Source organism: Phycicoccus sp. Root563 (assembly GCF_001427915.1).
Taxonomy (GTDB): domain Bacteria; phylum Actinomycetota; class Actinomycetes; order Actinomycetales; family Dermatophilaceae; genus Pedococcus.
The window spans coordinates 2,294,174-2,320,808 of sequence record NZ_LMGM01000001.1; the positions used below are offsets into that span (position 1 = coordinate 2,294,174).

The following is a 26,635-nucleotide window of genomic DNA, read 5'->3' on the forward strand; positions in this document are numbered from 1 at the left end:
CGTCGTGCACACTGTCCGCCATGAGCCATCCTGCCGTGACCGAGCGCTACGCCCTCCGACAGAAGATCACCATGATGGTGAACCGCTACGAGATCCGGACCGTCGACGCGGCCGGCAACGAGGGCGCCGTCATCGCCGTCGCCCAGCAGAAGCGGATGGCGTTCAAGGAGCAGGTCACCTTCTACGCCGACGAGGCGCGCAAGCAGCCGGTCTTCTCGTTCAAGGCCCGCCAGCGGATGGACCTCGGCGCGACGTATGACGTGTTCGACGCAGGCGGCGCGCCGATCGGCTGGTTCCGCAAGGACTTCGGCAAGTCGCTGCTGCGCTCCTCGTGGCACCTCGGCACCCCGGACGGACTCGCTGCGTTCGGCACCGAGCGCAACAAGAACGTCGCCATCGCGCGTCGCGTCTGGGAGTTCGTGCCCTACGTCGGAGAGATCCCGCTGCCGTTCCTGTTCCACTTCGACTTCACCGCTGCCGACGGCAGCGTCGTCCTGACCTCGGAGCGCAAGCGCTCCCTGCGCGACCGCTACGACATCCACCTGCCGCAGGCCAGCAACGGCTGGCAGCTCGACTGGCGGGTCGGCCTCGCGATGGCCGTCGCCCTGGACGCCCTGCAGTCCCGCTGACCGACGACCGGGCTCAGTCCTCGAGGCGCCAGGCCTCCTTGAGGCTGAGCTTGCCGCCGGTCTGCATCAGCGCGCGGCGGTAGACCCGCTCGGCCGCCAGCACCAGCAGCAGGGCGAACCCGACGAGCAGCACCATCGCCAGCACCGGCTCCCACCAGGCGACCCCGCCGTCGAGCATGCGGATCGGCATGAGCAGCGCGGAGACCGGCGGCACGAACGACGCGATGGTGCGGAACGTCCCGTCGAGGAACATGCCACCGAAGAACATCAGCATGACGAGCATGGTCACCGGCATCTGGGTCGACTGCAGGTCCTCGGTCCGCGAGGCGAGCGCACCGGCGACCGCCCAGAGGCACGACAGCGCCACGAACCCGGCCAGGAAGAACGCCAGGAACCAGCCGACCGTCCCCGACACCCCCGCGATGAGGCCGCTGTAGTCGGTGAACGCGAGCCCGACCATGGCCACCCCGACGTAGATCGCCATCTGCCCGACGGCCAGCACCGTGTTGCCGGCGATCTTGCCGGCGAGCAGCTGCCGCAACGGGATCGCGCCGGCGATGATCTCGACGATCCGCGACTGCTTCTCCTCGACGACGCTGCTGGCCAGCGTGATCCCGAAGGTCAGGGCGGCGATGTAGAAGAGGAAGGCGAAGGCGAACCCCATCAGCTGGCTCAGCTGCGACTCCTTGGCGTCGCCGACCAGCTGGGTGGTGGCGACCGTGCTGCCCTGCTCGAGCGCGGCCAGGGTCGTGCCCGCCGCGTCGGCGTTGCGGTCGATCGTGTCGGCGCGCACGACCTGCTGCACGACGGTGAGGAGCGAGGTGTCGGCGCTCTCCTTCGTGGTGAGCTCCCACCCGCTCGAGGTCTGCCGCAGCCACGCGTCGGCGTCCTCGTCTTGGACGGCGGCCTTGGCCGCCGCGTCCGAGGGTGACCGGACGAGCTCGACCTTGACCGACTTGTCCAGGGTGCTGGCCTGGCCGGCGAGCTTGTCGACCATCGTCACCGCGGCGGGCGACGAGGCGACGATCTTCGAGGTGCTCGTGTGCCCGCTCAGCACGACCTGCAGGGCGAGCGCCCCGACGATGAGGGCGAGGGTGACGGCCGTGCCGACGAGGAAGGACCTGTCGGTCAGCTTGACCATCACCTCACGGCGGGCCACCAACGTCCAGGCGCTCCCCCCTGAGGCTCGGGCCGGCAGCCGGGCCGGATCCTGCCCGGTCGTCGTGTCCTGCACCGGCTGCTGCGCCTGTGCGTCCGTCCGGGTGCTCATGCCGTCACCTCCTGGTAGATCTCGCTGAGTCTGGGCACCATGCGCCGGAACTCGTGCACCGGGCCGCGCGCGGCCGCCTCGCCGAGGACGTGCTGCTCGGCGCCGGGCTCGAGGACCTCGATGAGGGCGGTGCCCCCGTCGACGTCGGCCACGTGGACACCGCGCTGGTCGCGGGTCCAGCCGGCGTCGCCGCCGACGACGAGGCGGTAGCGCACGGGACCACCGGACCGGAGCTCGTCGGCCGAGCCCTGCGCGACGACCTTGCCGCGCGCCATGACGACGAGCCGGTCGCACAGCCGGTCGACGAGGTCGAGCTGGTGCGAGGAGAACAGCACCGGCGTCCCGCGCCGGGTGTGCTCGCGCAGCAGGTCGGCCATCGAGTCGACCGCCGTCGGGTCGAGGCCGGAGAAGGGCTCGTCCAGGACGAGCGCCACCGGCGTCGGCACCAGGGCGGCGATGATCTGCACGCGCTGCTGGTTCCCGAGCGACAGCTTCTCCACCGGGTCGCGCTGCCGGTCACCGAGCCCGAACCTCTCCAGGTGCTCCACCACCGAGGTCCGGGCGGCTGCCGCGTCCATCCCCCTCAGCTGCGCGAGGTAGACGAGCTGGTCGACGATCGGCTGCTTGGGGTACAGCCCGCGCTCCTCCGGCATGTAGCCGAACCGCCGACGGTCTGCCGCGGTGATCGGCCGCCCGTCCCAGCGGACCTCCCCCGCGTGGATGCCGAGCACCCCCATGACCATCCGCATCGTCGTGGTCTTCCCGGCGCCGTTGCCCCCGACGAACCCGGTCATCGCACCCCCCGGCACCGGGAAGCCCACCCCGTCGACGGCGGTGTTCTCCCCGAACCGCCTGGTCAGTCCCCGCGTCTCGAGCATCGTGTCCCCTGTGTCCATGCCTCCACGCTAGGCAGGGGGGCCGGGCGGGACATCCCTCTGGAGGAGGAGATGTGCAGTGGTGTGCGGAGCGCCCCGGGGTCGGGGCGGACGTGGACGGTGGTACTCACTCCCCCTGGGGGATGAGGCCGGCCCGGTGGGCCCAGACGACGGCCTGGACCCGGTCGCGCAGGTGGAGCTTGGCCAGACAGTTCGAGACGTGGGTCTTCACGGTGGCCTCCCCCACGAAGAGCCTGGTGGCGATCTCGGCGTTGCTCAGCCCCTCCCCGACGAGGACCACCACCTCGCGCTCGCGCTCGGTGAGCAGGGCGTAGCCGGGGTCACGGGCCACGCCCTCACGAGCGGCCGCGGAGGTGGGGCCGCCGCGGTCCGGAGCGGGCGGCATACCGGCGGAGGGGCGCGGGGCAGCGGTCATCCGCTCGATGACACGGCGGGTGACCTCGGGGGCGAGCAGGGCGTGGCCCCCGGCCGCGGCGCGGACGGCGTCGACGAGGGTGTCGGCGTCGGAGTTCTTGAGCAGGAAGCCGCTCGCACCCGCCTCCAGCGCGTCGAAGAGGTAGTCGTCACGGTCGAACGTCGTGAGGATGATGACCCGGCCCAGGTCCTCGGCGACGACCTGGCGGGTCGCCTCGATCCCGTCGGTGCCGGGCATCTGCACGTCCATGAGCACGACGTCCGGGCGCAGGGCACGGGCCTGGGCGACCGCGGCCGCGCCGTCGGCCGCCTCGCCCACGACCTCGAGGTCGTCCTCCACGGACAGGATCATCGCGAACCCCGACCGCACGAGCTGGTGGTCGTCGACGATGAGCACCCGCAACCGGTCGCTCACCGCGGACCTCCCACGGCGGCCCCGCTCGCGGGTTCGTCCTGCGCCACGACGTCACCGGTCGGGACGTCCTGCAGCGGGAAGCGCACCCGCACCCGGAACCCACCACCGACGCGCGGGCCGATGTCGACCTGACCCCGACGGGAGGCGGCTCGTTCGCGCACCCCCAGCAGGCCCAGCCCGGAGCCCGACGAACCCGGCACGGGGCGGCCGTCGTCGGTCACCTCGACCTCGACGAAGGGCGTCCGCGCGGAGCGTTCGACCCGCAGCACCACCGACGCGTTGGCGGCAGTGGAGTGACGACGGACGTTGGTCAGCGCCTCCTGGGCGATGCGGTAGAGCGACAGACCGAGGGCGGCGGGCAGGGCGGCCGCCGCCCCCCCGGGCGACTCGACGAGCTGGTAGGTCACGCGCAGCCCCGGCGCCGACACCTCGCCGACCAGGGCAGGCAGGTCCCCGAGCCCCGGCTCGGGGGCGCGGTGGGTCGGGTCGCCCGCGCCGGCGCCCCGGGCGTCGGTGGGTTCGCGCAGGGCACCCACCAGCGAGCGCATCTGGTGCACGGCCTCACGGGACGACCCCTCGACCGAGGCGAGCGCGCGGGCCGCCGCCTCGGGGTCCCTGGTGAGCAGTCGCCGTGCCCCGGCCGCCTGGATCCCGATCACGGACACGTGGTGGGCCACGACGTCGTGCAGCTCGCGCGCGATGCGCAGCCGCTCGCCCAGCACGGCCCGTTGCTGGAGGTCGGCGCTCTGCTCCCCGATGGTCCGCGCCTGGTCGGCGAGCCGGGCCCGCTGGCGGGCACCGCGCCAGGCGACCTGGCCCCCGATGATCGCGCCACCGAAGTAGAGGGCGTTGACGACCGCGGTGACGACGACGCTCGCGGCCACCGGGCTGACCAGTCCCGGTCGGCGCGACGCGTCCTCGCCGAGGCTCTCGCGGATGCTGTCGATGCCGCTCCCGATGGCGAACGTCCACGCGAGCCAGACGAACATGAACAGCACCACGCCACCCATGACGACCAGCATGTCGCGGCGGCTGCGGCTCCAGGCGACCCCGCTGAAGATGGCGACGAAGTACACGATCTGCAGGGCCAGCTGCCCCATCACCGCCGGCATGGTGACCCCGACGACGAACATGTGCAGCGCCGCGAGCACGGCGACGGTGAGCGGCCAGCGACGGCGGCCGACGAGCAGGAGGGCGCCGAGCGCGACGGCGAGGTACTGCAGCCAGACGGGTTCGCCGATGCTCTCGAGGGCGCCCATGCTGCGGGACATCTCGAACGTCACCGCCGACAGCCCGAACGTCCCCACGCCCACGACCACGTCCCAGCGGGACACCTCGGCACCCCGGAACCACGGGTCGTCGACGGCGAAGAACGCGGCGAGCCGTGATCGCACCGTGGTGGCGGGTTCGGCGGTCACCGCTCCACCCTAGGTCGGACGCCGCCCGGCGGTCCTCCCCCTCGAGTCGGAGATCCGGCGCCGTCGCGCCAATCGTCATGGCGCGGTCGCGCCGATTCGGTATGGCGCGTGCGGCGTCAGAGCAGTGAGCGCAGGACCGGCACCAGGCCGTCGTCGTCGACGTCGCCGGTGACCTCGTTGGCGGCGGACTTCACCTCGTCGGGGGCGTTCCCCATCGCGACGCCCCGAGCGGCCCACTGGAGCATCTCGAGGTCGTTGCGCTGGTCGCCCACGGCGACCGTGAACTGCGGGTCGACCTCGAGGTGGCGGCGCAGGATCTCCAGCGCCGAACCCTTCGAGACACCCTCGGGGTTGAGGTCGAGCCAGGCGCTGAAGCCGACGGCGTAGTTGACGCCGTGCAGGCCGATCCGTTCGGTCAGGGCGAGGAAGTCCTCCGCGGTGCCGGTCGGCGAGCGGAAGGTCACGCGGGTGACCGGCTCGGCGACGAGCTCCTCCCACGAGACCACCGTGAGCTCGCCCTGCAGCTCGCCGTCGGGGAACGGCGCGCTCAGCTTGAACCCGACGCCGAGGTCCTCCACGGCGATCACGGCGTCCGGCCACTCGCCCCGGAGCAGGGTCAGCGCCGGCGCGGGGTCGAACGTCACCGCCTCGATGATCCGGAACCCCTTGTCCTCAGCGGGATCCAGCTCGAGGGTGACCGCGCCGTTGGAGCACACGGCATACCCGGTCGTGATCCCCAGCTCCTCCAGGATGGAGGTGGTGGCAGGGATGGAGCGCCCCGTCGCGATGATCACGTGGTGACCGGCGGCGACCACGGCGTGGACGGCGTCACGCACGGCGGGCGACAGCTCTCCGGCGTGGTTGATCGTCGTGCCGTCGACGTCGAGGGCGACGAGGTGGGGGTGGGCCATGGGCCCGAGCCTACGGAAGGCGCACGTGCTGCGGCCCCAGGTCCGAGATCTGGCGCGTGCCGAGCAGGGCCATGGTGCGCCGCGCCTCGGCGGTGAGGATGTCGGCGGCCCGCTGCACCCCGGCCTCGCCACCGGCCATGAGCCCGTAGAGGTAGGCGCGACCGACCATCACGCTGCTGGCGCCGAGGGCGACCGCCGCCACGACGTCGGCGCCGGACATCACCCCGGTGTCGATCATGATCTCGGCGTCGTCACCGAGCGCCTCGCGGACGTCGGGCAGCAGCCGCAACGGCACCGGCGCACGGTCGAGCTGGCGCCCGCCGTGGTTGGACAGCACGATCGCGTCGACCCCTGCGTCGACGACCATCTTCGCGTCGTGCACGGTCTGGACGCCCTTGATGATGAGCGGGCCCTTCCAGAACGAGCGCACCCACTCGAGGTCGGCCAGGGTCATCGTCGGGTCGAACAACGTGTTGAGCAGCTCGGCCACGGTGCCGTCCCACGACGCCAGCGAGGCGAAGGTCAGGGGCTCGGTCGTGAGCAGGTTGCCCCACCAGGTGGGGTGCAGGGCCGCGTCGGCGACCGTCTTCACCGTCAGGGCCGGCGGGATCGAGAACCCGTTGCGCACGTCGCGCAACCGGGCCCCCGCGACCGGGACGTCGACCGTGAGGATGAGCGCTTCGTACCCGGCCTCCTCGGCCCGGCGCATGAGGTCCTCCCCGGCGCTGCGGTCCTTCCAGACGTAGAGCTGGAACCACTTCCGGGCGTTCGGGGCCGCGGCGGCCACGTCCTCGATCGAGGTCGTGCCCATGGTCGAGAGGGCGTAGGGGATGCCGATCCGGTCGGCGACCCGCACCACCGCCCGCTCGCCCTCGTGCTGCATCATCCGGGTGAACCCCGTGGGGGCGAACGAGAAGGGCAGCTGCGACGGCCGGCCGAGGAAGCTCGTGGACAGGTCGATCTCGGAGACGTCCTGGAGGATCGCCGGGTGGAACTCCAGGCCCGCGAAGGTCTGCCGGGCCCGCCGCAGGCTGATCTCGCCCTCGGCCGCGCCGTCGGTGTAGTCGAACACCGAGGTCGGCGTGCGGCGCTTGGCGACCCGTCGCAGGTCGGCGATCGTCAGGGCCGCGTCGAGGCGGCGCTTGCGGGCGTCGAGCTCGAGCGGCTTGGGTCGAAGGAGTGGCTTGAGCTCGGACCACCTGGGCAGCTGTCGATCACTCATCGGTCCAACCTAACCGGGTGGGCTACCGGTTGAGCTGGTCCTGGGCCGGTTGCCGGCCCCCCACGGGCTCGTCCGCGCCGGTCCCAGCGGCCGGCGACACACCCAGGACGTCGTCGACCTCGGAGTCGCTGAGCTCGTCCGCCGCCGCTGCGACCGCAGCCATGACCTCACCGAGAAGAGCGATCTCGGCAGCGAGGTCCCGGTCGTCGAGCGGTGTGCCCATCCCCTCAGGTTCGACCCGTCGCGCCGCGGAATCCATGGCCCACCCGGGCCCCATTCCACGCCGATGGTCGTAAGACCATCGGCCCTTCGGGAGTGCAGCCGCCCTCACGCGACGGGACGCAGCACCTCGAGGCCGAGGAACGGCTGGAGCGCCTTGGGCACGACCACCGAGCCGTCGGCCTGCTGGTGGTTCTCGAGGATGGCGACCATCCAGCGGGTGGTGGCGAGCGTGCCGTTGAGCGTGGCGACGGCGCGGGTGCCCTGGCCGTTGGGGTCACGCTCACGCGTGTTGAGCCGTCGGGCCTGGTAGGTCGTGCAGTTCGAGGTGGAGGTGAGCTCGCGGTAGCGGCCCTGGGTGGGGACCCACGCCTCGCAGTCGAACTTGCGCGCCGCCGGGCCACCGAGGTCGCCGGCCGCCGTGTCGATGATGCGGTAGGGCACCTCGATCTTGGCGAGCATCTCCTTCTCCCAGCCGAGCAGCCGCTGGTGCTCGGCTGCGGCGTCCTCGACGCGGCAGTAGGTGAACATCTCGACCTTGTGGAACTGGTGCACGCGGATGATGCCCCGCGTGTCCTTGCCGTGCGACCCGGCCTCGCGGCGGTAGCAGGCCGACCAGCCGGCATACCGCTTCGGGCCCGCGGACAGGTCGAGGATCTCGTCCGCGTGGTAGCCGGCGAGCGCCACCTCGGAGGTGCCGGTGAGGTAGAGGTCGTCCGCCTCGAGGCGGTAGACCTCGTCGCCGTGCTTGTCGATGAACCCGGCCCCGGCCATCACGTCGGCCTTGACCAGGGTCGGCGTGATCATCGGGGTGAACCCGTGCTCGACGGCCTGCGCGATGCCCATGTTGAGCAGCGCCAGCTCGAGCCGAGCACCGACACCGGTGAGGAAGTAGAACCGCGAGCCGCCGACCTTGGCGCCGCGCTCCATGTCGATGGCCGCGAGCGACTCACCGAGGGCGAGGTGGTCCCTGGGCTCGAAGTCGAACTCCGGGATCTCGCCGACGGTCTCGAGCAGCGTGTAGTCGTCCTCGCCGCCGACGGGCACGCCGTCCTCGACGATGTTGCCGATCTGGCGGATGAGGTCGCCGAGGGTGGCCTGAGCAGTGTCGGCGTCGGCCTGCAGCTGCTTGACCCGCGCCGAGATCTCCTTGGTCTGCGCGAGCAGCGCCTGCTTCTCGTCACCCTGCGCCTGCGCCACCTGCTTGCCGAGGGACTTCTGCTGGGCGCGCAGCTGCTCGAACTCCGTCAGGGAGGAGCGGTGCGTCTGCTCGGCAGCGAGGATCGCGTCGACGATCCCCTCGTCCTCACCACGGGCGCGCTGCGAGGTGCGGACGCGGTCCGGGTCCTCGCGCAGGAGCTTGATGTCGATCACGGCGTCAGCCTACCGAGCGTCCGCCATCCGATTTTCCGTTGCCTCCCGACGTCCTCCCCGCCCATCCTTCCCGTATGCCGTCCGCCGCCACCCTGGGTGCCTTCGCCGTCGCCGCCACCGCGCTGATCCTCCTGCCGGGGCCGGCGATGCTGTTCCTCATCTCGCGCGGCATCGGCCACGGCAGCCGTCGGCTGGCCGTCGCGTCGATGGCCGGCATCGAGACGGCGACCGCGGTGATGGTGGTCGCGACGGCGTTCGGGCTGTCCGCGGTCATCAGCTCGTCGGTGCTCGCCTTCTCCGTCGTGAAGTACGCCGGCGCGGCATACCTCGTCTGGCTGGCGGTCCGGGAGTTCCGCAGCAAGGGGCACTTCGCCCTCGACCGGGCACCGGTCACGAACACCGGCCGCGCGTTCGGCGACGCGTTCCTCGTCGGCATCTCCAACCCGAAGACTGCGGTCTTCTTCGTCGCGTTCTTCCCGCAGTTCCTGCACCGCGAGGCCGGGCCGATCTGGTCGCAGGTCCTCGTGCTGGGGGCGGTCTTCGTCGTCATCGGCGCCGTGTTCGACAGCGTCTACGCCCTGAGTGCCGGCTCCATCGGCCGGTGGCTCGGCCGGCACCCGCGGGCCGTCGAGCGGCAGAAGTACGTCTCCGGGTCGATCTTCCTCGTCATGGGTGGGGCGGCCGCCCTCACCGGTCACCCGACCAGGGCCTGACCGCCCCCACGTCCACGAGGTGGTGGGCGAGGTCGTGCAGGAAGTAGCGACCCAGCGACTCCACCGTGAACGCGGACCCGTTGCTGCGCAGTCCGCGTCGTGCCCACTGGTCGCCCTCGACGCCGGCGAACGAGGCCGCCACCGCGTCCGCGGCCTCGGCCAGCTGGCGCCCGACGAGCAGCGGGTCCTGCGCGCCGTACCCCTCCTCCAGGGCGGTCTCGTCCTGGTCCCAGTTGGGGAACGTCGGCTCGTCCTCGTCGAGCATGAGCCGGACCCGTCCGCCGAACACCCGGCACACGTCACGGACGTGGCAGGCGTACTCCAGCGGCGACCAGACCCCGGGGCCCGGACGGTTCGCGACGTCGTCGCGGGCAAGCACCTGCTGCCACGGCATCGTGAGCTCGACCGTCAGCCCGGCGACGGACTCGGCCGCGACGGCGGCCGCCTCGAACCCGCACTCGGGGCAGGCGCGCTCCAGCGTCCAGGTCCAGTCCTTGGTGTCCGGCTCGACCGCGTCGTCCGCTGCTCCCATGACGACACCGTAGACGCGAACGCCCACGGGAGCCGGTAGCGTCGCCCCGTGCTCCACGAACACTCCGGCTGGATCGCCTTCGCGGCGATCGTCCTCGTCATCCTCCTCGCCCTCGGCATCGCCGGCTGGGCAGGGATGCGGGTCAACAGCTCCGGAGGTGCCCACCGAGGACGCCGGTGGGGGCGCCGCCCGCACCGCAACGAGTTCCGCCCGGAGGGCACCGTGTCCGAGACACCCACGCGTCGCGCAGCGATCATCATCAACCCCACCAAGTTCGACGACCTGCCGGCGGTGAAGAAGCAGATCACCGAGGAGTCGCAGGCCCTCGGCTGGACCGAGCCGTTGTTCATCGAGACCACGGCCGAGGACACCGGCCAGGGCCAGACCCGCGAGGCGCTCGAGCGCCAGGTCGACCTCATCTGCCCGCTCGGTGGAGACGGCACGGTCCGAGCGGTCGCCGAGGTGCTCGTGGGCACCGACACCCCGATGGGGCTGCTGCCCGGGGGCACCGGCAACCTGTTGGCCCGCAACCTCGACCTGCCTGTCGACGACCTCGGCGACGCGCTGCGGGTCGCCCTCACCGGACAGAACAAGCGCGTCGACGTCGGCCGCCTCACCATCGACCAGTCCGGCGAGCACGAGCGGCCCGCCCAGCACGTCTTCCTCGTCATGGCCGGGCTCGGCTTCGACGCGGCGATCATGGCCGACGCCCCCGAGGGGCTCAAGGCCAAGGTCGGTCCGGCTGCCTACGTCGTCTCGGGTGCCCGCAACCTGCGCGGCCCGCAGTTCAAGGTCCGCATGAAGATCGACGACCAGGAGGAGTTCACCCGTCGCGCGCGCACGGTCATCATCGGCAACTGCGGCAAGCTCCTCGGTGGGCTGGTGCTGATGCCGGAGGCCGAGCTCGACGACGGCAAGCTCGACACCGTGGTGCTGTCCCCGCAGGGTGTCGTCGGCTGGGCCGCCGTCGCCGCGCGCCTCGCCTCCAAGAAGCGCAAGGGCCACAGTCGCGTCGACCACTACACCCACGACACGATCCGCATCCGCGCCGACCGCCCGCAGGAGGTCCAGATCGACGGTGATGTCCTCGGCAAGGCCCGCGCCGTCAACGCAGAGATCGTCCCCGGCGCCCTCGTCGTCCGCGTGGGCTCCCCCGACTGATGGCGGGCCACGCACAGGCGCCGTCGCGCTCCGGCGGCCGGACCCGACTGGCCCGGCTCGGTCGCGGGGTCATCGCGATGGTGCTGTTCGCGGTGCCGTTCGTGCTCATCGGGTTCGCCGTGCGCCAGCAGTTCGACCCGCTCATCCGCTTCGACGAGGCCGTGGCCGACCGGGCCACCGACATCACGCGGTCGATCGGGGCGGCGGACGCGCTCATCGCGCTCCAGGCGATCAGCCAGCCGTGGGTGCTCTACATCGCGGCGACGCTCGTCTGCCTTTATGCGTGGTTGGTCAAGAAGCTGCGCAACCGCGCACTGTGGGCCTTCGTCACCATGATGATCGGCTGGAACCTCGCCCTGGACGCCAAGCTCCTGGTGCAGCGGGCCCGACCGGTCGTCGACGACCCGATCTCGCACGCCCCGGGGTACTCGTTCCCGTCGGGTCACGCGTCCAACGCCGCGATCATCGCCACGGCGATGGTGTTCCTGCTGTGGCCGCTGCTGTCGCACGCCGGGCGCCGCGTGGCCACCACGGTGGCCGTCGTCGTGGTGGTGCTCGTCGGCCTGGACCGGATCTTCCTCGGTGTGCACTTCGCGTCGGACGTGCTCGCGGGGTGGATCCTCGGCGTGGGCACTACGTTCTCCTCATGGCTCGGATTCATTGGCAAGAAGGCCGCGACCTCCTCACCCGGACCGTCGTCCCCGGCGTAGGCGTCTTCGCGGTGGTGGTCGCCCTCGGGCTGCTCGTCACCGGGCCGCTGGCGGTGATCGACCACAAGGAGGACCGCATCTCCGCGGACTTCAACCGGTTCCGCAACGATGCGCTCGACCCGGTGAGCGCGGTGTTCTCGCACGTGGGGAACACCGAGTACGTCATCGCGATCTGCCTGGTCGCCGTGGGGATCCTGTACTGGCGCACGCGTGACCTGCGCTGGTCGGTCGTCCCGCTGGTGGCGATCTCCCTGCAGGCCCTGATCTTCCTGTTCGCGACCATGGCCGTCGGGCGCCAGCGGCCCCCGGCCATCCCGATGGACGCCTCACCGCCGACCTCCAGCTTCCCGAGCGGGCACACCGGGGCCTCGACGGCGCTCTACGTCTCGTTGCTGCTCATGGCGGCCACCCGGATCGAGCGCGCCGGCCTGCGCCGGCTGGTGATCGGCGTCTGCGCCGTCCTGCCGGTCCTGGTCGGCCTGGCCCGGCTCTACCGCGGTGCCCACCACATCTCCGACGTCGTCGTCGCGATGCTCAACGGCATCGCGTGCGCCCTGCTGGCGTTCCACTGGTGGAAGGCCACCCGCACGCAGACCGCCACCGGGCGGGCCAAGGCCGCGCTCGCCACCTGAACGGACCCTGAGAACGACCCGCGCAGATCTGCACCGGGGCCACTACCTTCGCCTCATGGCCAGCGTTCACAAGGAAAACCTCACCGACCTCCTCGTCCGGGCCATCGCGCCCGGCGTCGTCGTGTGGGGGGCGATCGTGGGCTTCGGCCTGCTCATCACCGGCCCACTCACCGGGCTGTCCAAGGACGAGGAGTCGGTCAACAAGACGCTGGCCTCGGACCGCACGCCCACGTGGAACCAGATCACGATGCTCTGGTCGCACGTCGGCAACACCGAGTACGTCATCGCGGTGTGCATCCTCATCAGCCTGATCCTGCTGTGGCGCACGCGCGACTGGTTGTTCAGCATCGTCCCCGTCATCGCGATCTCGCTGCAGGCGACCATCTTCGTCCTGGCCACCCTCGTGGTCGGACGCCCGCGGCCCACCGTCCCCCACCTCGACCCGGCGCCTCCGACGTCGAGCTACCCCAGCGGCCACGTCGGTGCCTCGACCGCCCTGTACCTCTCGCTCGCCCTCCTCGCCGCGCGCATCGAGCGCACGTGGCTGCGGGTCCTCACGACGGTGGTCTGCCTGGCCCTCCCGCTGCTCGTGACCTTCGCCCGCCTCTACCGCGGCATGCACCACGTCACGGACGTCTCCGTCGGGATGCTCAACGGGATCGCCTGCGCGCTGCTGGCGTGGGGCTGGTGGCGGTTCACCAGCCGCCGCAAGGTCACCGACCGCGCAAGGGCCGCCGTCAGCTGAACAGCCGCTGGCCCCAGTGCTCGTCGGCGGTCAGCCCGGGCGGGCACGCGAAGACCGCCGACCCGGTGTGCTCGATGTACTCGTTGAGCCTGTCCTTGGCGGCCAACGCCTTCTGCATCGGCACGAACTGCCTGTGCGCGTCCCTCATGAAGGCGACGAAGAACAGCCCTGCGTCCAGGTGCCCGAGCCCGTCCGACCCGTCCGTGAAGTTGTACCCCCGCCGCAGGATCCGTATGCCGCCGAGCCGGCTCTCGTGCGCGAGCGCGACGTGCGCGTCGGCCGGGATGGCCGGCTGGCCGTCGGCACCCGGCGTGGTCAGGTCGAGGGTGTCGAACTCGGCCTTCTGGCCGAGCGGCGCACCCTCGCCCTTGGTGCGGCCGACGACCTGCTCCTGCTCCTGCAAGGTCGTCCGGTCCCAGACCTCGACGTGCATCCGGATCCGGCGGGCGACGAGGTAGGAGCCGCCGGCCAGCCAGGAGGTGGCGCCCGGCACGTCCTCGGGCTGCACCCAGACGTGGTCGTCGAGGGCCGCGCCGTCCTCGGACTTCACGTTGTTCGTCCCGTCCTTGAACCCGAACAGGTTCCGCGGGGTCGTCTGGCTGCGTGAGGTCGACGAGGTCCGGCCGAACCCGAGCTGGCTCCAGCGCACCGACACCACCCCGAACCCGAGGCGCACGAGGTTGCGCACCGCGTGCACGGCCACCTGCGGGTCGTTCGCACAGGCCTGGATGCACAGGTCGCCACCACTGCGTGCGGGGTCCAGGTCGTCGCCGACGAAGGCCGGCAGCTCGCGCAGGCCCTCCGGTCGCCGGTCCGCCAGCCCGAAGCGTCCGTCGAACAGGGACGGCCCGTACCCGATGGTGATGGTGAGGTCCGCCGCCTCGAGGTCGTAGGCCTCGCCGGTGTCCTCGGGCACGCCGTACGGCCCCCCGCCTACCACCCCGCCCGGAGCCGCCTCGGCGCCGGCGGTCATGCGTTCGGCGGCCCGCGTCCACGTCTTCAGCAGGTCGCGCAGCTCGTCGCGGTCGGTCGTCGTCACGTCGAGGGCGACGAAGTGCATGCGGTCCTGCGCCGGGGTGGTGATACCGGCCTGGTGCTCCCCGCGGAAGGCGACCACCTGGTCGTCCACCGAAGGAGTCGCGGGACCCGACCCGTCCGTTCGCTGCGCGGCATACGCGCCACCGACGCCGGCGACGGCCCCCAGCGCTGCTGCCCCGGCACCCACGCCGAGCAAGCTGCGTCGGGTCAGGTCGGTCACTTCGCGACCACGGCGGCGACCTTGGAGATCGGCTCGCTCACGGCGTCCAGCGCCACGGCGAGCGCCTTGACCTCGGCCGGGCTCAGGGCGGTGTACGACTCGAACCCGGTGTCGGTGCGGTGGGCGTCCAGAGCCGTGTCGAGGGCGGCGAAGCGGCTGTCGATCGTCGCGAGGAGCGTGGCGTCACGAGCCTTGAGGACCGGACGCAACGCGTCGATCGCAGCCTTGGATCCCTTGACGTTCTCGTCGAAGTCGTAGAGGTCGGTGTGGCTGTAACGGTCCTCCTCGCCGGTGATCTTGCCGGTCGCGACCTCGTCGAGCAGGGCCTTGGAGCCGTTGGCCAGCTGGAGGGGGTTGAGGGTCACGGCCTTGGCCTTCGCGACGATCTCCTTCACGTCGACGAGCAGCTGGTCGGCCACCACCGAGGTGTCGGGCTGCAGGCCGCTCGCCCACAGGTCCTTCTCGAGACGGTGGAACCCGGTGAACTGCATGCCCTCCTCGACGACGTCCTCACGCCCGTCGATCTTCGGGTCGAGGTCGCCGAACGACTCGGCCACGGGCTCGATCCGCTCCCACGGACCGCGGGCCAGCGGGTAGGACTTCCTGGCGTCGGCCACCTTCCCCGCCTTCACCAGGCCGACGAACTCGGTGGTGCGTGCCAGCAGCGCGTCGGCCTGGGCCGACACGAACTCCTGGTAGTCGGCGACGGCAGTGGCCATGGCGGCGTCGGGCGCCTGGCTCGAGGTCGCGCCGGTGACCGTGAAGTCGCCGCGGATCCCGTCGCCCTTCATCCCGGGCTTGCAGGCGGTCTGGTAGGTGCCGGGGGTGGCGACCTCGACGTGGAAGCTGCGGGTCAGGCCCGGCGTGAGGTTCTCGACCTCGCCGAGGATCTGGTCGCCCTCGCCGTAGACGTAGAACTCGTTGACCTTGGAGCCGGTGTTGCGCACGGTGAACTCGATGGTGCCGGCGGCCGCCCTCGTGCGCGCCACCGTGCAGGACGTGTCGGTCGCCTCGACGGTGATCGGGCCACCGACGACGGCGGCGTTCCCCTCCGTCGGTTCCGAGCTGCAGGCGGCCGTCGCGGCCAGGACGAGCGCCGTGAGGGCGACGGTGAGGGTGGGGGTGCGCATGGTGCGGGTGCTCCTGGGGTCAGTGTGCGGTCGCGGCAGGGGTGACTGCCTGCGAGGAGGATGCGGCGGCAGCGCTGCGTTGCGGGCGCAGGAAGAGGGTGAGGACCGTGGCGGTGTAGAGGGTCCACGCGACCGCCTGCAGCCACGTCGTGTTCGGCGTGAAGTTGACCGTGCCCTTGAGGAGCACCCCGTACCAGGAGTCGGGTGGCACGGCCCCGCTCACGTCGAACGCGAGGCTGTTCAGGCCGGGCAGGAGGGCTGCCTCCTGCAGGTCGTGCAGACCGTAGGACAGGATGCCGGCGGCGACCACGACGAGCGCGATCCCGGTCCACCGGAAGAACCTCGACAGGTTGATCCGCACGGCTCCGCGGTAGATGAGGACGCCGAGGACGACCGCCACGGCGAGGCCGATGACGAACCCGACGAGCGGCTGCGTCGTCCCGGCCCCGGCGGTCTGCACGCTGGCGTAGAAGAACAGGGCGGTCTCGAGGCCCTCGCGTCCGACACCGAGGAAGCCGACGAGCGCGACAGCCCAGCCACCGACCGACAGGGCCTGGTCGAGGCGTCCCTTGAGCTCGCCCGAGATGGTGCGGGCAGCAGTGCGCATCCAGAAGACCATCGCGGTGACGAAGGCGACGGCGACGACCGACGCGGTCCCCCCGATCAGCTCCTGCGCCTCGAACGAGAGCTGGCGCGTGCCATACGTGAGCAGCGCCCCGATGCCGACCGAGAGGGCGACCGCCACCGCGACGCCGGTCCACACGTGCCGCAGGGCCCACCGCCGGTCGGTCTTCACGAGGAACGCGACGAGGATGACGACGACGAGGGCGGCCTCGAGGCCCTCCCTGAGTCCGATGAGCGCGTTGCTGACGAGCACGGTGACCTGATTTCCGGCATGGGGACGTTGCGTATTAGGACTAAGGTAAGCCTTCCCTAAGGCCTGACGTCAAGTCGGTCCCCGCCCCCCGGCCCGCGCTCCGAACCCGGGTGCACGGCGCCGGTGGCGGTGGGAGTATCGGCACGTGTCCGACCCCACGCCGTCCAGTGCGCAGACGATCTCCTACCCGGCCTCCGACGCGCGGGCCTCGCGAGGAGCGCTGGAGCGGGCCGACCCGCACGTGGTCGTCCTGTTCGGGGCGACGGGAGACCTGGCCCGCCGCAAGCTGCTCCCCGGTCTGGCCCACCTCGCCGCCTCCGAGCTCGCCCCGGCGATCCGGGTGGTCGGGACGTCGCTGGAGGAGATGAGCGACGAGGAGTTCCGCGAGTTCGCGCGGACGGCGGTCGAGGAGTTCGGCAGCCACCGGCTCACGCCCGAGCAGTGGGACGCCTTCGACGACCACCTCGTCTACGTCCCGCAGTCCGCCGGCCCCGAACCGCTGGCCGCGGCCGTGGCCAGCGCCGAGGAGCAGCTCGGCCCGAACGCCCTGCGACTGCACTACCTGTCGGTCCCGCCCAAGGCGGCGATCGCCGTCATCAAGATGCTGCGCGAGGCCGACCTGGTGGACCGCTCACGGGTGGTCATGGAGAAGCCGTTCGGCACCGACCTCGCCAGCGCGATCGCGCTCAACGACCAGGTGCACGAGACGTTCGACGAGCGGCAGGTCTTCCGGATCGACCACTTCCTCGGCAAGGAGGCGGCCCAGAACATCCTCGCCTTCCGCTTCGCCAACGGGTTGTTCGAGCCGATCTGGAACCGCAACTTCATCGACCACATCCAGATCGACATCCCCGAGACGCTCGGGCTGGACCAGCGGGCCAACTTCTACGAGGCGACCGGCGCCTACAAGGACATGGTCGTCACGCACCTGTTCCAGGTCATGGCGTTCGTGGCGATGGAGCCGCCCACCGCGCTGGAGCCCCGGGCCATCTCCGAGGAGAAGAACAAGGTCTTCCGGTCGTTGCTGCCGATCGAGCCGCAGCACGTCGTGCGCGGCCAGTTCGCCGGGTACACCGCCCTCGACGGGGTGCCGCGCGACTCCGACACCGAGACCTTCATCGCGCTCAAGTGCGGCCTCGACAACTGGCGCTGGGCAGGCGTCCCGTTCTACCTGCGCACCGGCAAGAAGATGGCCGAGGGCGCGCGCATCATCTCGATCGCGTTCAAGGAGGCGCCGCGGTCGATGTTCCCCGCGCACTCCGGGGTAGGGAACGCCGGGCCCGACCACCTGACCTTCGACCTGGCCGACGAGTCCAAGGTGTCGCTGTCGTTCTACGGCAAGCGCCCCGGGCCGGGCATGCGGCTGGAGAAGCTGTCGATGCAGTTCTCCACCCAGGAGACCGAGCGCGCCGGCGACGTCCTCGAGGCGTACGAGCGGCTCATCCTCGACGCCATGCGCGGCGACCACACCCTGTTCACGACGGCCGAGGGCATCGAGTCGCTGTGGGAGCGGTCCGCGCCGCTGCTGGAGAACCCGCCCGAGGTGAAGTCCTACCCGCCCGGCACCTGGGGCCCGAACGCCATCCACCAGCTCATCGCCCCGCACGCCTGGCGCCTGCCCTTCGAACGCGTCTGGCGCGAGAAGTAACCGCACCCCCGGCTGGCGGTTACTCGCGCAAAGCGGGTGTCGTTGTGCAACACGGGACTTATTTGTGCTGGGTTTCCCGAAGGACACCCGCTTTGCGAGATGGGGTGGGGGCCGGGTGGCGCGCTCAGGCGCGCAGGGAGTGGAGCCAGGTGCGGGCCTCGCCGAACGCCTCGTCGGTCGTGTGCGGCGTGACGCGCACCGCCGTGCCGTGGGCCGCCGGGTAGCTGCCGAGGAACCGCACCTCCGCGCAGACCCGCTTCAGCCCCAGCAGCGCCTCGCCGACGCGTTCGTCGAGGACGTGGCCCTCGATGTCGATGGAGAAGCAGTAGCTGCCCATCGACGCCTTCGTGGGGCGTGACTCCAGGCGCGACATGTTGATCCCACGCACGGCGAACTGCTCCAGCAGCTCGAGCAGGCCACCGGCGTGGTCGTCGCGCTGGAACAGCACCAGCGTCGTCTTGTCGGCTCCGGTGCGTTCGGGGAGGTCGCCCGGCCGCGCGACGAGGACGAACCGCGTCACCGCCGCCGCGTTGTCACCGATGTCCTCGGCCAGGACCTCCAACCCGTGGTTGCTCGCCGCCACGGGCGCGCAGACCGCCGCCTGGTATGCCGCCTGCTTGCCGGCGGTCCCGGCCAGCCCTGCCGCCGCGGCGGCGGTCGACAGCGTGGGGACGTAGGTCGCGTCGGGGAGGTTCGCGTCCATCCAGCCGCGGACCTGCGCCCAGGCGTGCGAGTGGGTGCCGACCGCACGGACGTCGGCGAGCGCCATACCGGGGCGGGCGGCGAGCACGAAGGTGATGGGGACGAGCACCTCGGCGACCACCACGAGCGGGTCGCCGCTGGCGAGGGCGTCGAGCGTGGCGCTGACACCGCCCTCGACGGAGTTCTCGATCGGCACCATCGCGCCGTCGACCTCCCCGGCCCGCAGGAGGGCGAGGGCTGCGTCGACCGAGCCGCACGGGCGGTGCTGCGCGCCTGCGGACGGGGCCCAGGCGGCGAGGGCCATCTGGGTGAAAGTGCCCTCGGGCCCGAGGTAGGCGTAGGTGCGGGAGCCGGCGTCGGTCGTCTCGGTCATCGTCAGGCCTTCTGGGATCCGGTGCGGGCAGCGGCGAGCGCCTGCTGCTCCTCGGGCGTCAGGGTCGCGTCCGAGCCTCCACCGACGACACCCTTGGCGTAGGTGCGGGACTCGCCGCGTGCGTGGATGGCGGAGAAGACGAGGCCGTCGCCGCGGTCGTCGACCACGGCCGCACTGAAGGACAGCCGTCCGCCCATGTCGCCGAAGGCGTCGTAGCGCACCACCGCCACGTGGCGCAGCGCCTGGGCGATGTCGGCCCGCAGGGCCGCGAGGTCGCCGGCACCGACGGGTCGCTGGGTCTCGAGGACCCGGACCTGGGCACGGGCCCGACCGGCCTGCGCGACGGCGAGCGCGGCGACGGCCAGGGCGAGCACCGCGACGACCAGCGCGACGAGGGTCAGGGCGGAGTCGGACACCCCGGAAGCGTATTGGCGCGACGTCGATACAGTCGACGCGATATGGAATTGAGCCTCGTCACCGCCGCCATCGTCTTCGGCGCGATCTTCCTCGTGGAGCTCCCCGACAAGACCTTCATCGCCACCCTCGTGCTGGCCACCCGGTTCCGGCCGTTGTTCGTGTGGATCGGGGTGTCGCTGGCGTTCCTCGTCCAGACCCTCGTGGCCGTCTCGGTGGGTGGGCTGCTCGCCCGGTTGCCACGCACCCCGGTCGAGGTCTTCGCTGCTGCGATGTTCCTCATCGGCGGGGTGCTGCTGCTGCGCGGTGCGTCCAAGGCCGACGAGGAGGAGGCCGAGGCGGAGGAGGAGTTCTCGCACAAGGGCGCGGCCACCGCGGTCGGGCTCAAGGCCATCGGGGTGTCGTTCGGGGTGCTGTTCCTCGCCGAGTGGGGCGACCTGTCCCAGATCCTCACGGCGACCCTGGTGCTGCGCTACCACGACCCGATCTCGGTGTTCGTGGGTGCGTTCCTCGCGCTGGTCACCATCTCCGGCCTGGCGACGATCATCGGTCGCGTCCTGCTGTCGCGGGTGAAGCTCGCGACGATCCGTCGCGTCGGAGGCGGCGTCTGCCTCCTGCTCGCGGCCGTCACCGCCCTCGAGATCGCCGGCGTCTTCGGCGGCTGACCGCCGCGCTGGGCGCCATACCTGTCACGAGCGGTGGCAGGGTGCCGCGTGCGGGACGGCAGTCTGCCGCCCCTCGGCCGGGTGGCTGAGGGGTATGCAGCGTGGGCGCCGACTCCCGTCCGACTCCCACCCCGCCGGGTCAGGGGGTGACGAGGTTGATCGGTTCGCCGGCGGCGAACGCGAGGACCTGGTCGACGGCAGCGGTGTAGAGGCTGTCGAGGACGTCCCACTCGACGTAGCCGAGGTGGGGTGTCGCCGTCACGGCGGGCAGGGCGAGCAGCGGGTCGGACGCGTCGAGGACGGGTTCGTCCTCGAAGACGTCCACCGCGGCGCGGCCGGGGCGTCCCGCGGACACGGCGGCAGCAAGGACGCCCGGCTCCATCAGGCCGGCGCGCGAGGTGTTGACCAGCAGGGCGCCCGGCTTCATCAGGGCGAGGTCCTCAGCGGTGACGATGCCGCGGGTGTCGTCGTTGAGGGGCAGGTGCAGCGACAGGACGTCGGCCGACGAGAAGAACTCCTCGCGGCTCCCTGCCACCTCGAACCCGGCCTCCCGCGCGCGCTCCTGCGAACCCGTTCGACCCCAGCAGAGCACCCGCATCCCGAAGGCGCTGCCGACGACGGCGACCTGGCTGCCGATCCGTCCGAGACCGTAGATGCCGAGGGTCTTCCCGGCGACCGAGGTGCCCACCGAACCCTGCCACTGGCCGGCGCGGAGGCGGGCGACCTCGGCGGGCAGGTGGCGCAGCGAGGCGAGGATCAGGCCCCAGGTCAGCTCGGCGGTCGTCGACGCCGACCCGGCACCGCCGGCGCTCACGGTGATGCCCCGCTCGGCCAGTGCGGCGAGGTCGAGGTGACCGGTGTTGCGGCCGGTCTGGCTGACGAGGCGGACGGTGTCGAGGTGGTCGACGACCTCACGCGGCAGGGCCGTGCGCTGCTGGAGCAGCACGACCGCGTCGAACCCGCTGAGCCGTCCCGCCAACGCCGGGCCCGACACCGAGTCGGCGAACGTCACGACCTCGTGGCCGGCCTCGGCGAGACGGCGCGCTCCCTCCAGCTGGCCGAAGGCGGCCTGGTAGTCGTCGAGCACGGCGACCCTCATCGTGCGTCCACCGCCGAGCGGTCGCTGGCCGGTGAGCCGGCGCCGGCCGCGCCCAGGTCGGCGCCGTAGAGACCCGGGTCCGCACCGTCAGCGCCGTCAGCGCCGTCGGTGCCCACCTCAGAGGCCCCGCCGGCACCCACGTCAGCGTCGGAGCGACGGGCTGCTGCCGGAAGGTGCAGGGCCCACCAGAGCAGGCCGAGGGCGAGCAGCGACCCGAACGTGTCGGCGTTCTGCAGGATCCGGCCGGGCCACTGCGGCCAGCTGCGCTGGTTGAGCCAGGAGATCCCCCACCACGGCATCCGGCAGAGGAAGAACCCGGTGATCGCGGCCGCCGCCCAGACCCGTCGGCGGTCGCGCAGCGGGTCGGCACCGAGGACGGCGAACACGACGACGACCATCCAGTGCAGGTGGTGGATCCAGGCCACGGGCGAGAGCAGCACGGCCATCAGCCCGACGGCGGCCACCTCGCTGATCGAGTCGCCCGCGCGGTACGCCCGGCGGGCCAGCGAGTAGCCGATGACCCCGACGACCGCGACGAGGACGAGCCACAGGACGTTGCCGGCGAGGCCGTCGGGCCCGACCCGCAGGAGGAACCCACGGATGCTCTGGTTGGACGTGCCGGCGTTGGGGCCGAGCCGGGCCGGGTCCTGCAGTGCGCCTCCCCAGAACGCGAAGGACGCCTCGGGCAGCAGCAGCCACGACCCGACGGTCACCGCGACGGCGGTGCCGACCGCGGTCGCGGCCTCCTTCCAGCGCCGGTTGACCAGGTAGTGCACGACGAACACGCCCGGGGTGAGCTTGATCGACATGGCGAGCCCGACGAGGACCCCCGGCGGTATGCGGCGCAGCACCCCCGGGCGCGGCCGGCGCAGGTCCATCAGGCACGCCAGGACCATGAACGCGTTGACCTGCCCGAAGCGCAGGCCGTCGGACACCGGGTGCAGCCACAGCATCGGCGCCGTGAGCAGCGCCAGGGTGAGGGGGGCGAGGGAGCCGGTGCGGTGGATCAGGCGCCACCCGGCGTACCAGACGATGGCGGTCGTCGCCGCGACCTGGGCGATGGTCCACAGCCACCCGATCACCCCGAAGGGCAGCAGTGCCAACGGGATCGCGATGATCGCCGCGAACGGCGGGTAGGTGAACGGCAGGAGCTGGGGCGCCTCGGTCATCGCCGAGTAGACCGGCCGACCGGTGAGGATCGACACCCCGGCCTCGCGGTACACCTCGACGTCGACCTGCCACTGGTCCATCGGCCAGAAGACGAGGTACCGCAGCACCGGGATCGAGGCGGCCAGGGCGATCACCAGGGTGGCGACTGACCAGCGGACGGCAGGCGACCACGCGGCATACCGGGCGGCGGCGCGCGACGCGGGGCCCGCGACGGCGGAGCCGAGGCGTCCGGCGGCACGGGCCAACGACGACCACCACCGCACGTCGCGGCTGCCGGGAGGTGCCGCAGGGCGGGTCGTCGTGGTCACGCCCCCATTCTTGCGCGTGTGTCGACCCGTAGCCTGTACCGGTGACCCGCCGCGCCCTGCTCTGCCTCGTCGGCCTGCTCGCCACCGTGTCGGCCGTGCTCGTCCCCGTCGCCACCAGCAGCGCCGCCGGCACCACAGCCCCGTCATTCTCGGCGGCGGCACCGCTCCCCGCGGCGAAGCCCGTCATCCTCGTCGGCACCGGCGGCCTCACGTGGAGCGACGTCAGCGAGAAGTCCACCCCCGCCCTGTGGTCGCTGCTGCGGGACGGCTCGACGGCAGCGATCTCGGTGCGCTCGGTGTTCACCAACACCTGCCCGATCGACGGCTGGCTGAGCCTTTCGGCGGGCAACCGTGCCGCAGCCGACGGGCCGGGCAAGAACGGCGCCCGCAGCACCACCGACCCGTGCCCGCCCGTGCCGACCGTCGACAGCGGGGTCGTGCCCGGCTGGAACGGCTACGTGAAGTCGGCGACCGACAAGAAGTTCGACTCGACGCTGGGCACCCTCGGCGAGACCCTCGCCTCCAACAAGCAGTGCGTCCAGGCGGTCGGGCCCGGTGCCGGGGTGGGCGCGGCCTACTCCTCCGGCGCGGTGCCGCGCTACGCCGACTACGACGCGGGGAAGCTCACCGGGCTGCTGTCCGCGTGCCGGGTGACGCTCGTCGACGTGGGCGCGCTGCGCGACCCCTCGGACCTGCCGAAGGGTGAGGCCGCGCCGCAGGGGGCCGGCGACCGCGCCCGGCAGGCCGGCGCCATCGACACCCGCATCGGCGAGGTCCTGCAGGCGGCACCGAGCGGGTCGGACGTCATCGTCGCCAGCCTCTCCGACGCCGGGTCGAGCGAGCGCCTACGCCTCATCGCCGCCAAGGGCCCCAGCTACGGACCCGGCACCCTCACCTCGAAGTCGACCCGCCAGCCGGGCCTCGTGCAGTCGGCCGACCTCACCGTGACGCTGCTCAGCGCCGCCGCGGTCCCGGTGCCCGGCTCGCTCGGCGGGGCCACCCTGACCCGCGGCTCGGCCGGCGCGAACTCCGCCGAGGCAGCGCGGGACCGGCTGCGGGCGCTGGTCGACTTCGACGAGGCGAGCCACGAGGTGCACCCGCTGGTGCCGACCTTCTTCAACGGGGTCGTCTACACGCAGCTCGCGATCTACCTGCTCACTGCCATCGTCTGGCGCCGCGACTTCGGCTCGACCGCGCTGCGCCTGCGCCTGCTGCGGATCACCCGGCGGGTCGCCATCGTCGCGTCGACCGTGCCGGCCTCGACCTTCCTCGCCAACCTCATCCCGTGGTGGCGCTTCCCCGTGCCGCTGCTGGCGATCGTCGCCTCGGTCGGGCTGTTCGTCGCGATCATCTCGGCGATCGCGTTCCTCGGGCCGTGGGGGCGGCGCCTGACCGGCCCCCTGGCCGTCGTGTCCCTGGCGACGATGCTCGTCCTGGGCGGCGACGTCATGCTCGGTGGCCGCCTGCAGATCTCCTCGCTCATGGGCCTGCAGCCCGTGGTCGGCGGCCGGTTCTACGGCATGGGGAACGTGACGTTCGCGCTCTTCGCGACCTCCGCGCTCCTGCTGTGCATCGCGGTCTCGAGCTACTACGTCAAGCGCGGGGAGCAGCGACGAGCCGCCCTCGCCACCCTCGTCATCGGCCTGGCCGCGGTCGTCGTCGACGGCTACCCCGGGTGGGGTGCAGACGGCGGCGGACCACCCGCCCTCCTGCCCGGCCTCGCCTACCTCGTCCTCGCGATCCTCGGCATCCGGATGACGTGGCGGCGCGGCGCCCTCATCGGCGGGGTCACCGTCGGCCTGTTCCTGCTCGTGGGGTTCATCGACTCGCTGCGTGCGGTGGAGAACCAGTCCCACCTCGGCCGCTTCTTCGACACCCTGTTCACCGGTGGCGCGTGGGACATCGTCAGCCGCAAGCTCGAGCAGAACATCTCGATCCTGTTCGGCAACTACCGCCTGGCGCTGCTGGTCCCCATCGCGCTCGTCTTCGTCATCTACATCCTCGCCCGGCCCACCTCATGGGGCTCGCGGGCCCTGGAGCGGTCGTACGAGGCGTGCCCCACCCTGCGTCCGGGGCTGATCGCACTGCTCGTCATGCTCACGATCGGGTTCGCGATCAACGACTCGGGCGTGGCCATCCCGGCCAACGGCGCGATCATCGCCGTCCCCCTGATCATCGCGGTCAGCGTCAGGGTGCTGGAGGACGAGGCGCGCTCGCTCGCGAAGACGCGCGCGTCGCGGCGAGGGTGAGCCACCCCCACACGGCCAGCACGGCGTACGGCACCACTCGTCGACGGACCCCGAGGGTGAGGTCCTGGACGGTCCGCGTCATCCCGACCACGCGTCCGGGGACGTAGGCGACGGCCATCGCCGTGAGCCGGCCGAGCAGCAGCAGGTCGACGACACCCGGTGCCAGCACGGGGAGGGCGACCCAGGCCAACAGGTCGTACCAGGGGAGCGAGTAGGGCGCGGCCAGCGTGTAGGCGGCGCTGAGGACGACGACCCAGCGCGCGGCCGTCCCGGTGGCGGTGTCGGGCGCGAGGCCGCGGGTCAGCCGCGCGAGCAGGACGACGAAGACCACGGCGAGGACCACGGAGCCCACCGACACCAGGTCGCGGGCGGTGCTCGCGGCCATCGGCCCTCCGGCCAGCCACTCGAACACCAGCCGCCACGGCGTCGCGAGCGAGATGGACCGCCGGGCCCGGTCGAGCTGGTCGAACACGTGCGGCCCGGCCCACAGGTGCAGCGGCACGACGACGACCACCGCACCCACCACGAGGGCGACGACCCTGCGGGCGAACCCGCTCCGCTCGTGGCCCCACCACGCGACCAGCAGCGCCACCCCCGCGATGCCGAACGTCACCTTCGTCGAGACCGCGAGGCCGCCGACCAGCCCACCCAGCCACGGGTTCCGCGCTGCGAGCACGATCGCAGCCAGCGCCAGCGCTGCCGCCAGCAGGTCGACGTGGGCGCCGAGGACGCCGATGCCGAAGACGAGGGGGTTGAAGGTCCACAGCGTGTCGACGCGCTGCTGCGCCGCACCGGCCCGCAGCAGCAGCCAGCGCACGAGCAGCCACGCGACGACGACCAGCAGCTGCCACACCCACACCGTCTGGCGCAGGTTGGCCCCGCCGACCAGCGAGGCGAGCGCCTGCAGCGCGGTGGCGAACGGGCCGTAGATGCTCACCGTTCCCCTCCACGGCGGTTCGACCGCGCTGGTCACGGGGTCGGAGGCGGGCCAGGCGTCCGGGGCGGTGAGGTAGGGGTCGCCGCCCTGGGCCGCGATCCGCCCGTACGCGGCGTAGTTCGTGTGGTCGGCCGACCCGAACGGGCCGGTCAGCAGGGCACCGACGGCCAGCAGCAGGGGCCAGCGCCAGCCCGGCCACCGGGCGGCTGCCTGTGCGGCGAGGGCCCCGGCGAGGGTCCCGGCGAGGGTCCCGGCGTGGTCCCCGGCGTGGTCCCCGGCGTGGGTGGCCGCCCGCGCTGCGGCGGTCCGGCCGGCGGTCACCAGCCGGAGCGCGACCCCGCCACCACCGAGCAGGTATGCCGCCCACAGCAGGGCGGTGACCAGCGCCGGGGACGGGGCCCACGCGAGGTCACCCGGCGCCCACCCGCGGGGTCCGAGGCCGGGCTTGGCCGCATTGGGGCCGGCGACCCCCACGAGGAGCAGCAGGGCGAAGGACAGGGCGACAGCGGCAGCACCCGCCCGCGCGCGCACCGAGTTCCCCATG

General features: G+C 72.1%; 26 protein-coding genes. 9 read left to right on the forward strand and 17 right to left on the reverse strand.

The features are described from left to right. The first annotated feature begins 20 nt into the window (after positions 1-20). Positions 21-629: a hypothetical protein gene (locus ASD62_RS10905; RefSeq protein WP_056915984.1), complete on the forward strand. Its 609-nt coding sequence runs from the start codon at positions 21-23 to the stop codon at positions 627-629. A 13-nt stretch (positions 630-642) separates the two neighbouring features. On the opposite strand, the gene ASD62_RS10910 is transcribed toward ASD62_RS10905, so the two are convergent. The 8 genes from ASD62_RS10910 to serS all read right to left on the reverse strand — a co-directional run bounded on the left by ASD62_RS10910 (position 643) and on the right by serS (position 8,768). Next, the gene (locus ASD62_RS10910) at positions 643-1,899 is read right to left on the reverse strand and encodes an ABC transporter permease (protein WP_082580724.1); all 1,257 of its coding nucleotides are present in this window, start codon (positions 1,897-1,899) and stop codon (positions 643-645) included. Beyond that, on the reverse strand, positions 1,896-2,795 hold the full coding sequence (locus ASD62_RS10915; RefSeq protein ID WP_369818796.1) for an ABC transporter ATP-binding protein: 900 nt from the start codon (positions 2,793-2,795) through the stop codon (positions 1,896-1,898). Before ASD62_RS10915 ends, ASD62_RS10910 begins: the two co-directional genes overlap by 4 nt. Positions 2,796-2,901: 106 nt before the next feature. Then, complete coding sequence (locus ASD62_RS10920) at positions 2,902-3,624, reverse strand: response regulator transcription factor (RefSeq protein ID WP_056915985.1); 723 nt, start codon at positions 3,622-3,624, stop codon at positions 2,902-2,904. Beyond that, the gene (locus ASD62_RS10925; protein ID WP_200956878.1) at positions 3,621-5,042 is read right to left on the reverse strand and encodes a sensor histidine kinase; all 1,422 of its coding nucleotides are present in this window, start codon (positions 5,040-5,042) and stop codon (positions 3,621-3,623) included. The genes ASD62_RS10920 and ASD62_RS10925 overlap by 4 nt, the downstream gene beginning before the upstream one ends. Before the next feature lie 116 nt (positions 5,043-5,158). Then, positions 5,159-5,953, reverse strand: coding sequence for an HAD family hydrolase (locus tag ASD62_RS10930; protein WP_056915986.1), 795 nt, complete (start codon positions 5,951-5,953; stop codon positions 5,159-5,161). A gap of 10 nt (positions 5,954-5,963) precedes the next feature. After that, entirely contained in the window at positions 5,964-7,175 is a 1,212-nt protein-coding gene (locus ASD62_RS10935) for an alpha-hydroxy acid oxidase (RefSeq protein WP_056915987.1), read from the reverse strand. Positions 7,176-7,197: 22 nt separating this feature from the next. After that, positions 7,198-7,398 (reverse strand): hypothetical protein, encoded by a 201-nt coding sequence (locus tag ASD62_RS10940; protein WP_056915988.1) that lies wholly within the window; start codon positions 7,396-7,398, stop codon positions 7,198-7,200. A gap of 104 nt (positions 7,399-7,502) precedes the next feature. After that, the gene (gene serS / locus ASD62_RS10945; RefSeq protein ID WP_056915989.1) at positions 7,503-8,768 is read right to left on the reverse strand and encodes a serine--tRNA ligase; all 1,266 of its coding nucleotides are present in this window, start codon (positions 8,766-8,768) and stop codon (positions 7,503-7,505) included. Between the two features lie 74 nt (positions 8,769-8,842). Here serS and ASD62_RS10950 point away from each other — a divergent pair, with 74 nt between their 5' ends. After that, positions 8,843-9,481 (forward strand): LysE family translocator, encoded by a 639-nt coding sequence (locus tag ASD62_RS10950; protein WP_056915990.1) that lies wholly within the window; start codon positions 8,843-8,845, stop codon positions 9,479-9,481. Here the strand turns inward: ASD62_RS10950 and ASD62_RS10955 are convergent. Further along, a complete protein-coding gene (locus ASD62_RS10955; protein WP_056917322.1) occupies positions 9,456-10,013 on the reverse strand; it encodes a DinB family protein in 558 nt (185 codons plus the stop codon). The two genes, ASD62_RS10950 and ASD62_RS10955, sit on opposite strands and share 26 nt — an antisense overlap. Before the next feature lie 48 nt (positions 10,014-10,061). Between ASD62_RS10955 and ASD62_RS10960 the strand changes: the two genes are divergently transcribed. From ASD62_RS10960 to ASD62_RS10975, 4 genes are read left to right on the forward strand one after another with little or no spacing between them, the layout of a single operon-like run. Then, complete coding sequence (locus ASD62_RS10960; protein WP_056915991.1) at positions 10,062-11,174, forward strand: diacylglycerol kinase family protein; 1,113 nt, start codon at positions 10,062-10,064, stop codon at positions 11,172-11,174. Further along, positions 11,174-11,884, forward strand: a complete 711-nt coding sequence (locus ASD62_RS10965; protein ID WP_235530684.1) for a phosphatase PAP2 family protein — start codon at positions 11,174-11,176, stop codon at positions 11,882-11,884. The genes ASD62_RS10960 and ASD62_RS10965 overlap by 1 nt, the downstream gene beginning before the upstream one ends. Before the next feature lie 11 nt (positions 11,885-11,895). Beyond that, positions 11,896-12,516: a phosphatase PAP2 family protein gene (locus ASD62_RS10970; RefSeq protein ID WP_235530685.1), complete on the forward strand. Its 621-nt coding sequence runs from the start codon at positions 11,896-11,898 to the stop codon at positions 12,514-12,516. A 55-nt stretch (positions 12,517-12,571) separates the two neighbouring features. After that, entirely contained in the window at positions 12,572-13,261 is a 690-nt protein-coding gene (locus ASD62_RS10975; RefSeq protein WP_056915993.1) for a phosphatase PAP2 family protein, read from the forward strand. Here the strand turns inward: ASD62_RS10975 and efeB are convergent. The 3 genes from efeB to efeU are packed head-to-tail and all read right to left on the reverse strand — an operon-like array spanning position 13,254 to position 16,526. Beyond that, positions 13,254-14,519 carry an iron uptake transporter deferrochelatase/peroxidase subunit gene (gene efeB, locus ASD62_RS10980; RefSeq protein ID WP_056915994.1) on the reverse strand — a complete coding sequence of 422 codons (1,266 nt, stop codon included), beginning with the start codon at positions 14,517-14,519 and terminating at the stop codon, positions 13,254-13,256. The two genes, ASD62_RS10975 and efeB, sit on opposite strands and share 8 nt — an antisense overlap. Further along, positions 14,516-15,649, reverse strand: a complete 1,134-nt coding sequence (efeO, locus tag ASD62_RS10985) for an iron uptake system protein EfeO (RefSeq protein WP_056915995.1) — start codon at positions 15,647-15,649, stop codon at positions 14,516-14,518. Before efeO ends, efeB begins: the two co-directional genes overlap by 4 nt. Before the next feature lie 19 nt (positions 15,650-15,668). Then, the gene (gene efeU / locus ASD62_RS10990; RefSeq protein WP_056915996.1) at positions 15,669-16,526 is read right to left on the reverse strand and encodes an iron uptake transporter permease EfeU; all 858 of its coding nucleotides are present in this window, start codon (positions 16,524-16,526) and stop codon (positions 15,669-15,671) included. Positions 16,527-16,671: 145 nt separating this feature from the next. On the opposite strand from efeU, the gene zwf reads away from it, so the two are divergent. Next, entirely contained in the window at positions 16,672-18,174 is a 1,503-nt protein-coding gene (gene zwf / locus ASD62_RS10995; protein WP_056915997.1) for a glucose-6-phosphate dehydrogenase, read from the forward strand. Positions 18,175-18,298: 124 nt separating this feature from the next. Here zwf and pheA read toward each other — a convergent pair whose 3' ends face one another. Continuing rightward, positions 18,299-19,249: a prephenate dehydratase gene (pheA, locus tag ASD62_RS11000; RefSeq protein WP_056915998.1), complete on the reverse strand. Its 951-nt coding sequence runs from the start codon at positions 19,247-19,249 to the stop codon at positions 18,299-18,301. A gap of 2 nt (positions 19,250-19,251) precedes the next feature. Then, positions 19,252-19,665: a DUF4446 family protein gene (locus ASD62_RS11005; RefSeq protein ID WP_056915999.1), complete on the reverse strand. Its 414-nt coding sequence runs from the start codon at positions 19,663-19,665 to the stop codon at positions 19,252-19,254. Positions 19,666-19,707: 42 nt separating this feature from the next. On the opposite strand from ASD62_RS11005, the gene ASD62_RS11010 reads away from it, so the two are divergent. Beyond that, entirely contained in the window at positions 19,708-20,328 is a 621-nt protein-coding gene (locus ASD62_RS11010; RefSeq protein ID WP_056916000.1) for a TMEM165/GDT1 family protein, read from the forward strand. Positions 20,329-20,467: 139 nt separating this feature from the next. Here the strand turns inward: ASD62_RS11010 and ASD62_RS11015 are convergent, their stop codons facing one another. Continuing rightward, positions 20,468-21,427, reverse strand: a complete 960-nt coding sequence (locus ASD62_RS11015; RefSeq protein WP_056916001.1) for a D-2-hydroxyacid dehydrogenase family protein — start codon at positions 21,425-21,427, stop codon at positions 20,468-20,470. Then, a complete protein-coding gene (locus ASD62_RS11020; RefSeq protein WP_235529299.1) occupies positions 21,424-22,905 on the reverse strand; it encodes a glycosyltransferase 87 family protein in 1,482 nt (493 codons plus the stop codon). The genes ASD62_RS11015 and ASD62_RS11020 overlap by 4 nt, the downstream gene beginning before the upstream one ends. Positions 22,906-22,946: 41 nt before the next feature. Here ASD62_RS11020 and ASD62_RS11025 point away from each other — a divergent pair, with 41 nt between their 5' ends. Further along, a complete protein-coding gene (locus ASD62_RS11025; RefSeq protein WP_056916002.1) occupies positions 22,947-25,154 on the forward strand; it encodes a hypothetical protein in 2,208 nt (735 codons plus the stop codon). Here the strand turns inward: ASD62_RS11025 and ASD62_RS11030 are convergent. After that, entirely contained in the window at positions 25,093-26,634 is a 1,542-nt protein-coding gene (locus ASD62_RS11030; protein ID WP_056916003.1) for a hypothetical protein, read from the reverse strand. The genes ASD62_RS11025 and ASD62_RS11030 overlap by 62 nt on opposite strands. Between the last annotated feature and the right edge of the window lies 1 nt (position 26,635).

What these genes read in the sequence shown, in the direction of transcription:
- ASD62_RS10965 (WP_235530684.1), top strand. Translation starts at nt 11,174, where the DNA reads ATGGCGGGCCACGCACAGGCGCCGTCGCGCTCCGGCGGCCGGACCCGA.
- ASD62_RS10930 (WP_056915986.1), bottom strand. Translation starts at nt 5,953, where the DNA reads ATGGCCCACCCCCACCTCGTCGCCCTCGACGTCGACGGCACGACGATC.
- ASD62_RS10955 (WP_056917322.1), bottom strand. Translation starts at nt 10,013, where the DNA reads ATGGGAGCAGCGGACGACGCGGTCGAGCCGGACACCAAGGACTGGACC.
- ASD62_RS10910 (WP_082580724.1), bottom strand. Translation starts at nt 1,899, where the DNA reads ATGAGCACCCGGACGGACGCACAGGCGCAGCAGCCGGTGCAGGACACG.
- ASD62_RS11010 (WP_056916000.1), top strand. Translation starts at nt 19,708, where the DNA reads ATGGAATTGAGCCTCGTCACCGCCGCCATCGTCTTCGGCGCGATCTTC.
- ASD62_RS11030 (WP_056916003.1), bottom strand. Translation starts at nt 26,634, where the DNA reads ATGGGGAACTCGGTGCGCGCGCGGGCGGGTGCTGCCGCTGTCGCCCTG.
- ASD62_RS10950 (WP_056915990.1), top strand. Translation starts at nt 8,843, where the DNA reads ATGCCGTCCGCCGCCACCCTGGGTGCCTTCGCCGTCGCCGCCACCGCG.
- ASD62_RS10905 (WP_056915984.1), top strand. Translation starts at nt 21, where the DNA reads ATGAGCCATCCTGCCGTGACCGAGCGCTACGCCCTCCGACAGAAGATC.
- ASD62_RS10915 (WP_369818796.1), bottom strand. Translation starts at nt 2,795, where the DNA reads ATGGACACAGGGGACACGATGCTCGAGACGCGGGGACTGACCAGGCGG.
- ASD62_RS10940 (WP_056915988.1), bottom strand. Translation starts at nt 7,398, where the DNA reads ATGGGCACACCGCTCGACGACCGGGACCTCGCTGCCGAGATCGCTCTT.
- efeO (WP_056915995.1), bottom strand. Translation starts at nt 15,649, where the DNA reads ATGCGCACCCCCACCCTCACCGTCGCCCTCACGGCGCTCGTCCTGGCC.
- pheA (WP_056915998.1), bottom strand. Translation starts at nt 19,249, where the DNA reads ATGACCGAGACGACCGACGCCGGCTCCCGCACCTACGCCTACCTCGGG.
- ASD62_RS10975 (WP_056915993.1), top strand. Translation starts at nt 12,572, where the DNA reads ATGGCCAGCGTTCACAAGGAAAACCTCACCGACCTCCTCGTCCGGGCC.
- ASD62_RS11015 (WP_056916001.1), bottom strand. Translation starts at nt 21,427, where the DNA reads ATGAGGGTCGCCGTGCTCGACGACTACCAGGCCGCCTTCGGCCAGCTG.
- ASD62_RS10935 (WP_056915987.1), bottom strand. Translation starts at nt 7,175, where the DNA reads ATGAGTGATCGACAGCTGCCCAGGTGGTCCGAGCTCAAGCCACTCCTT.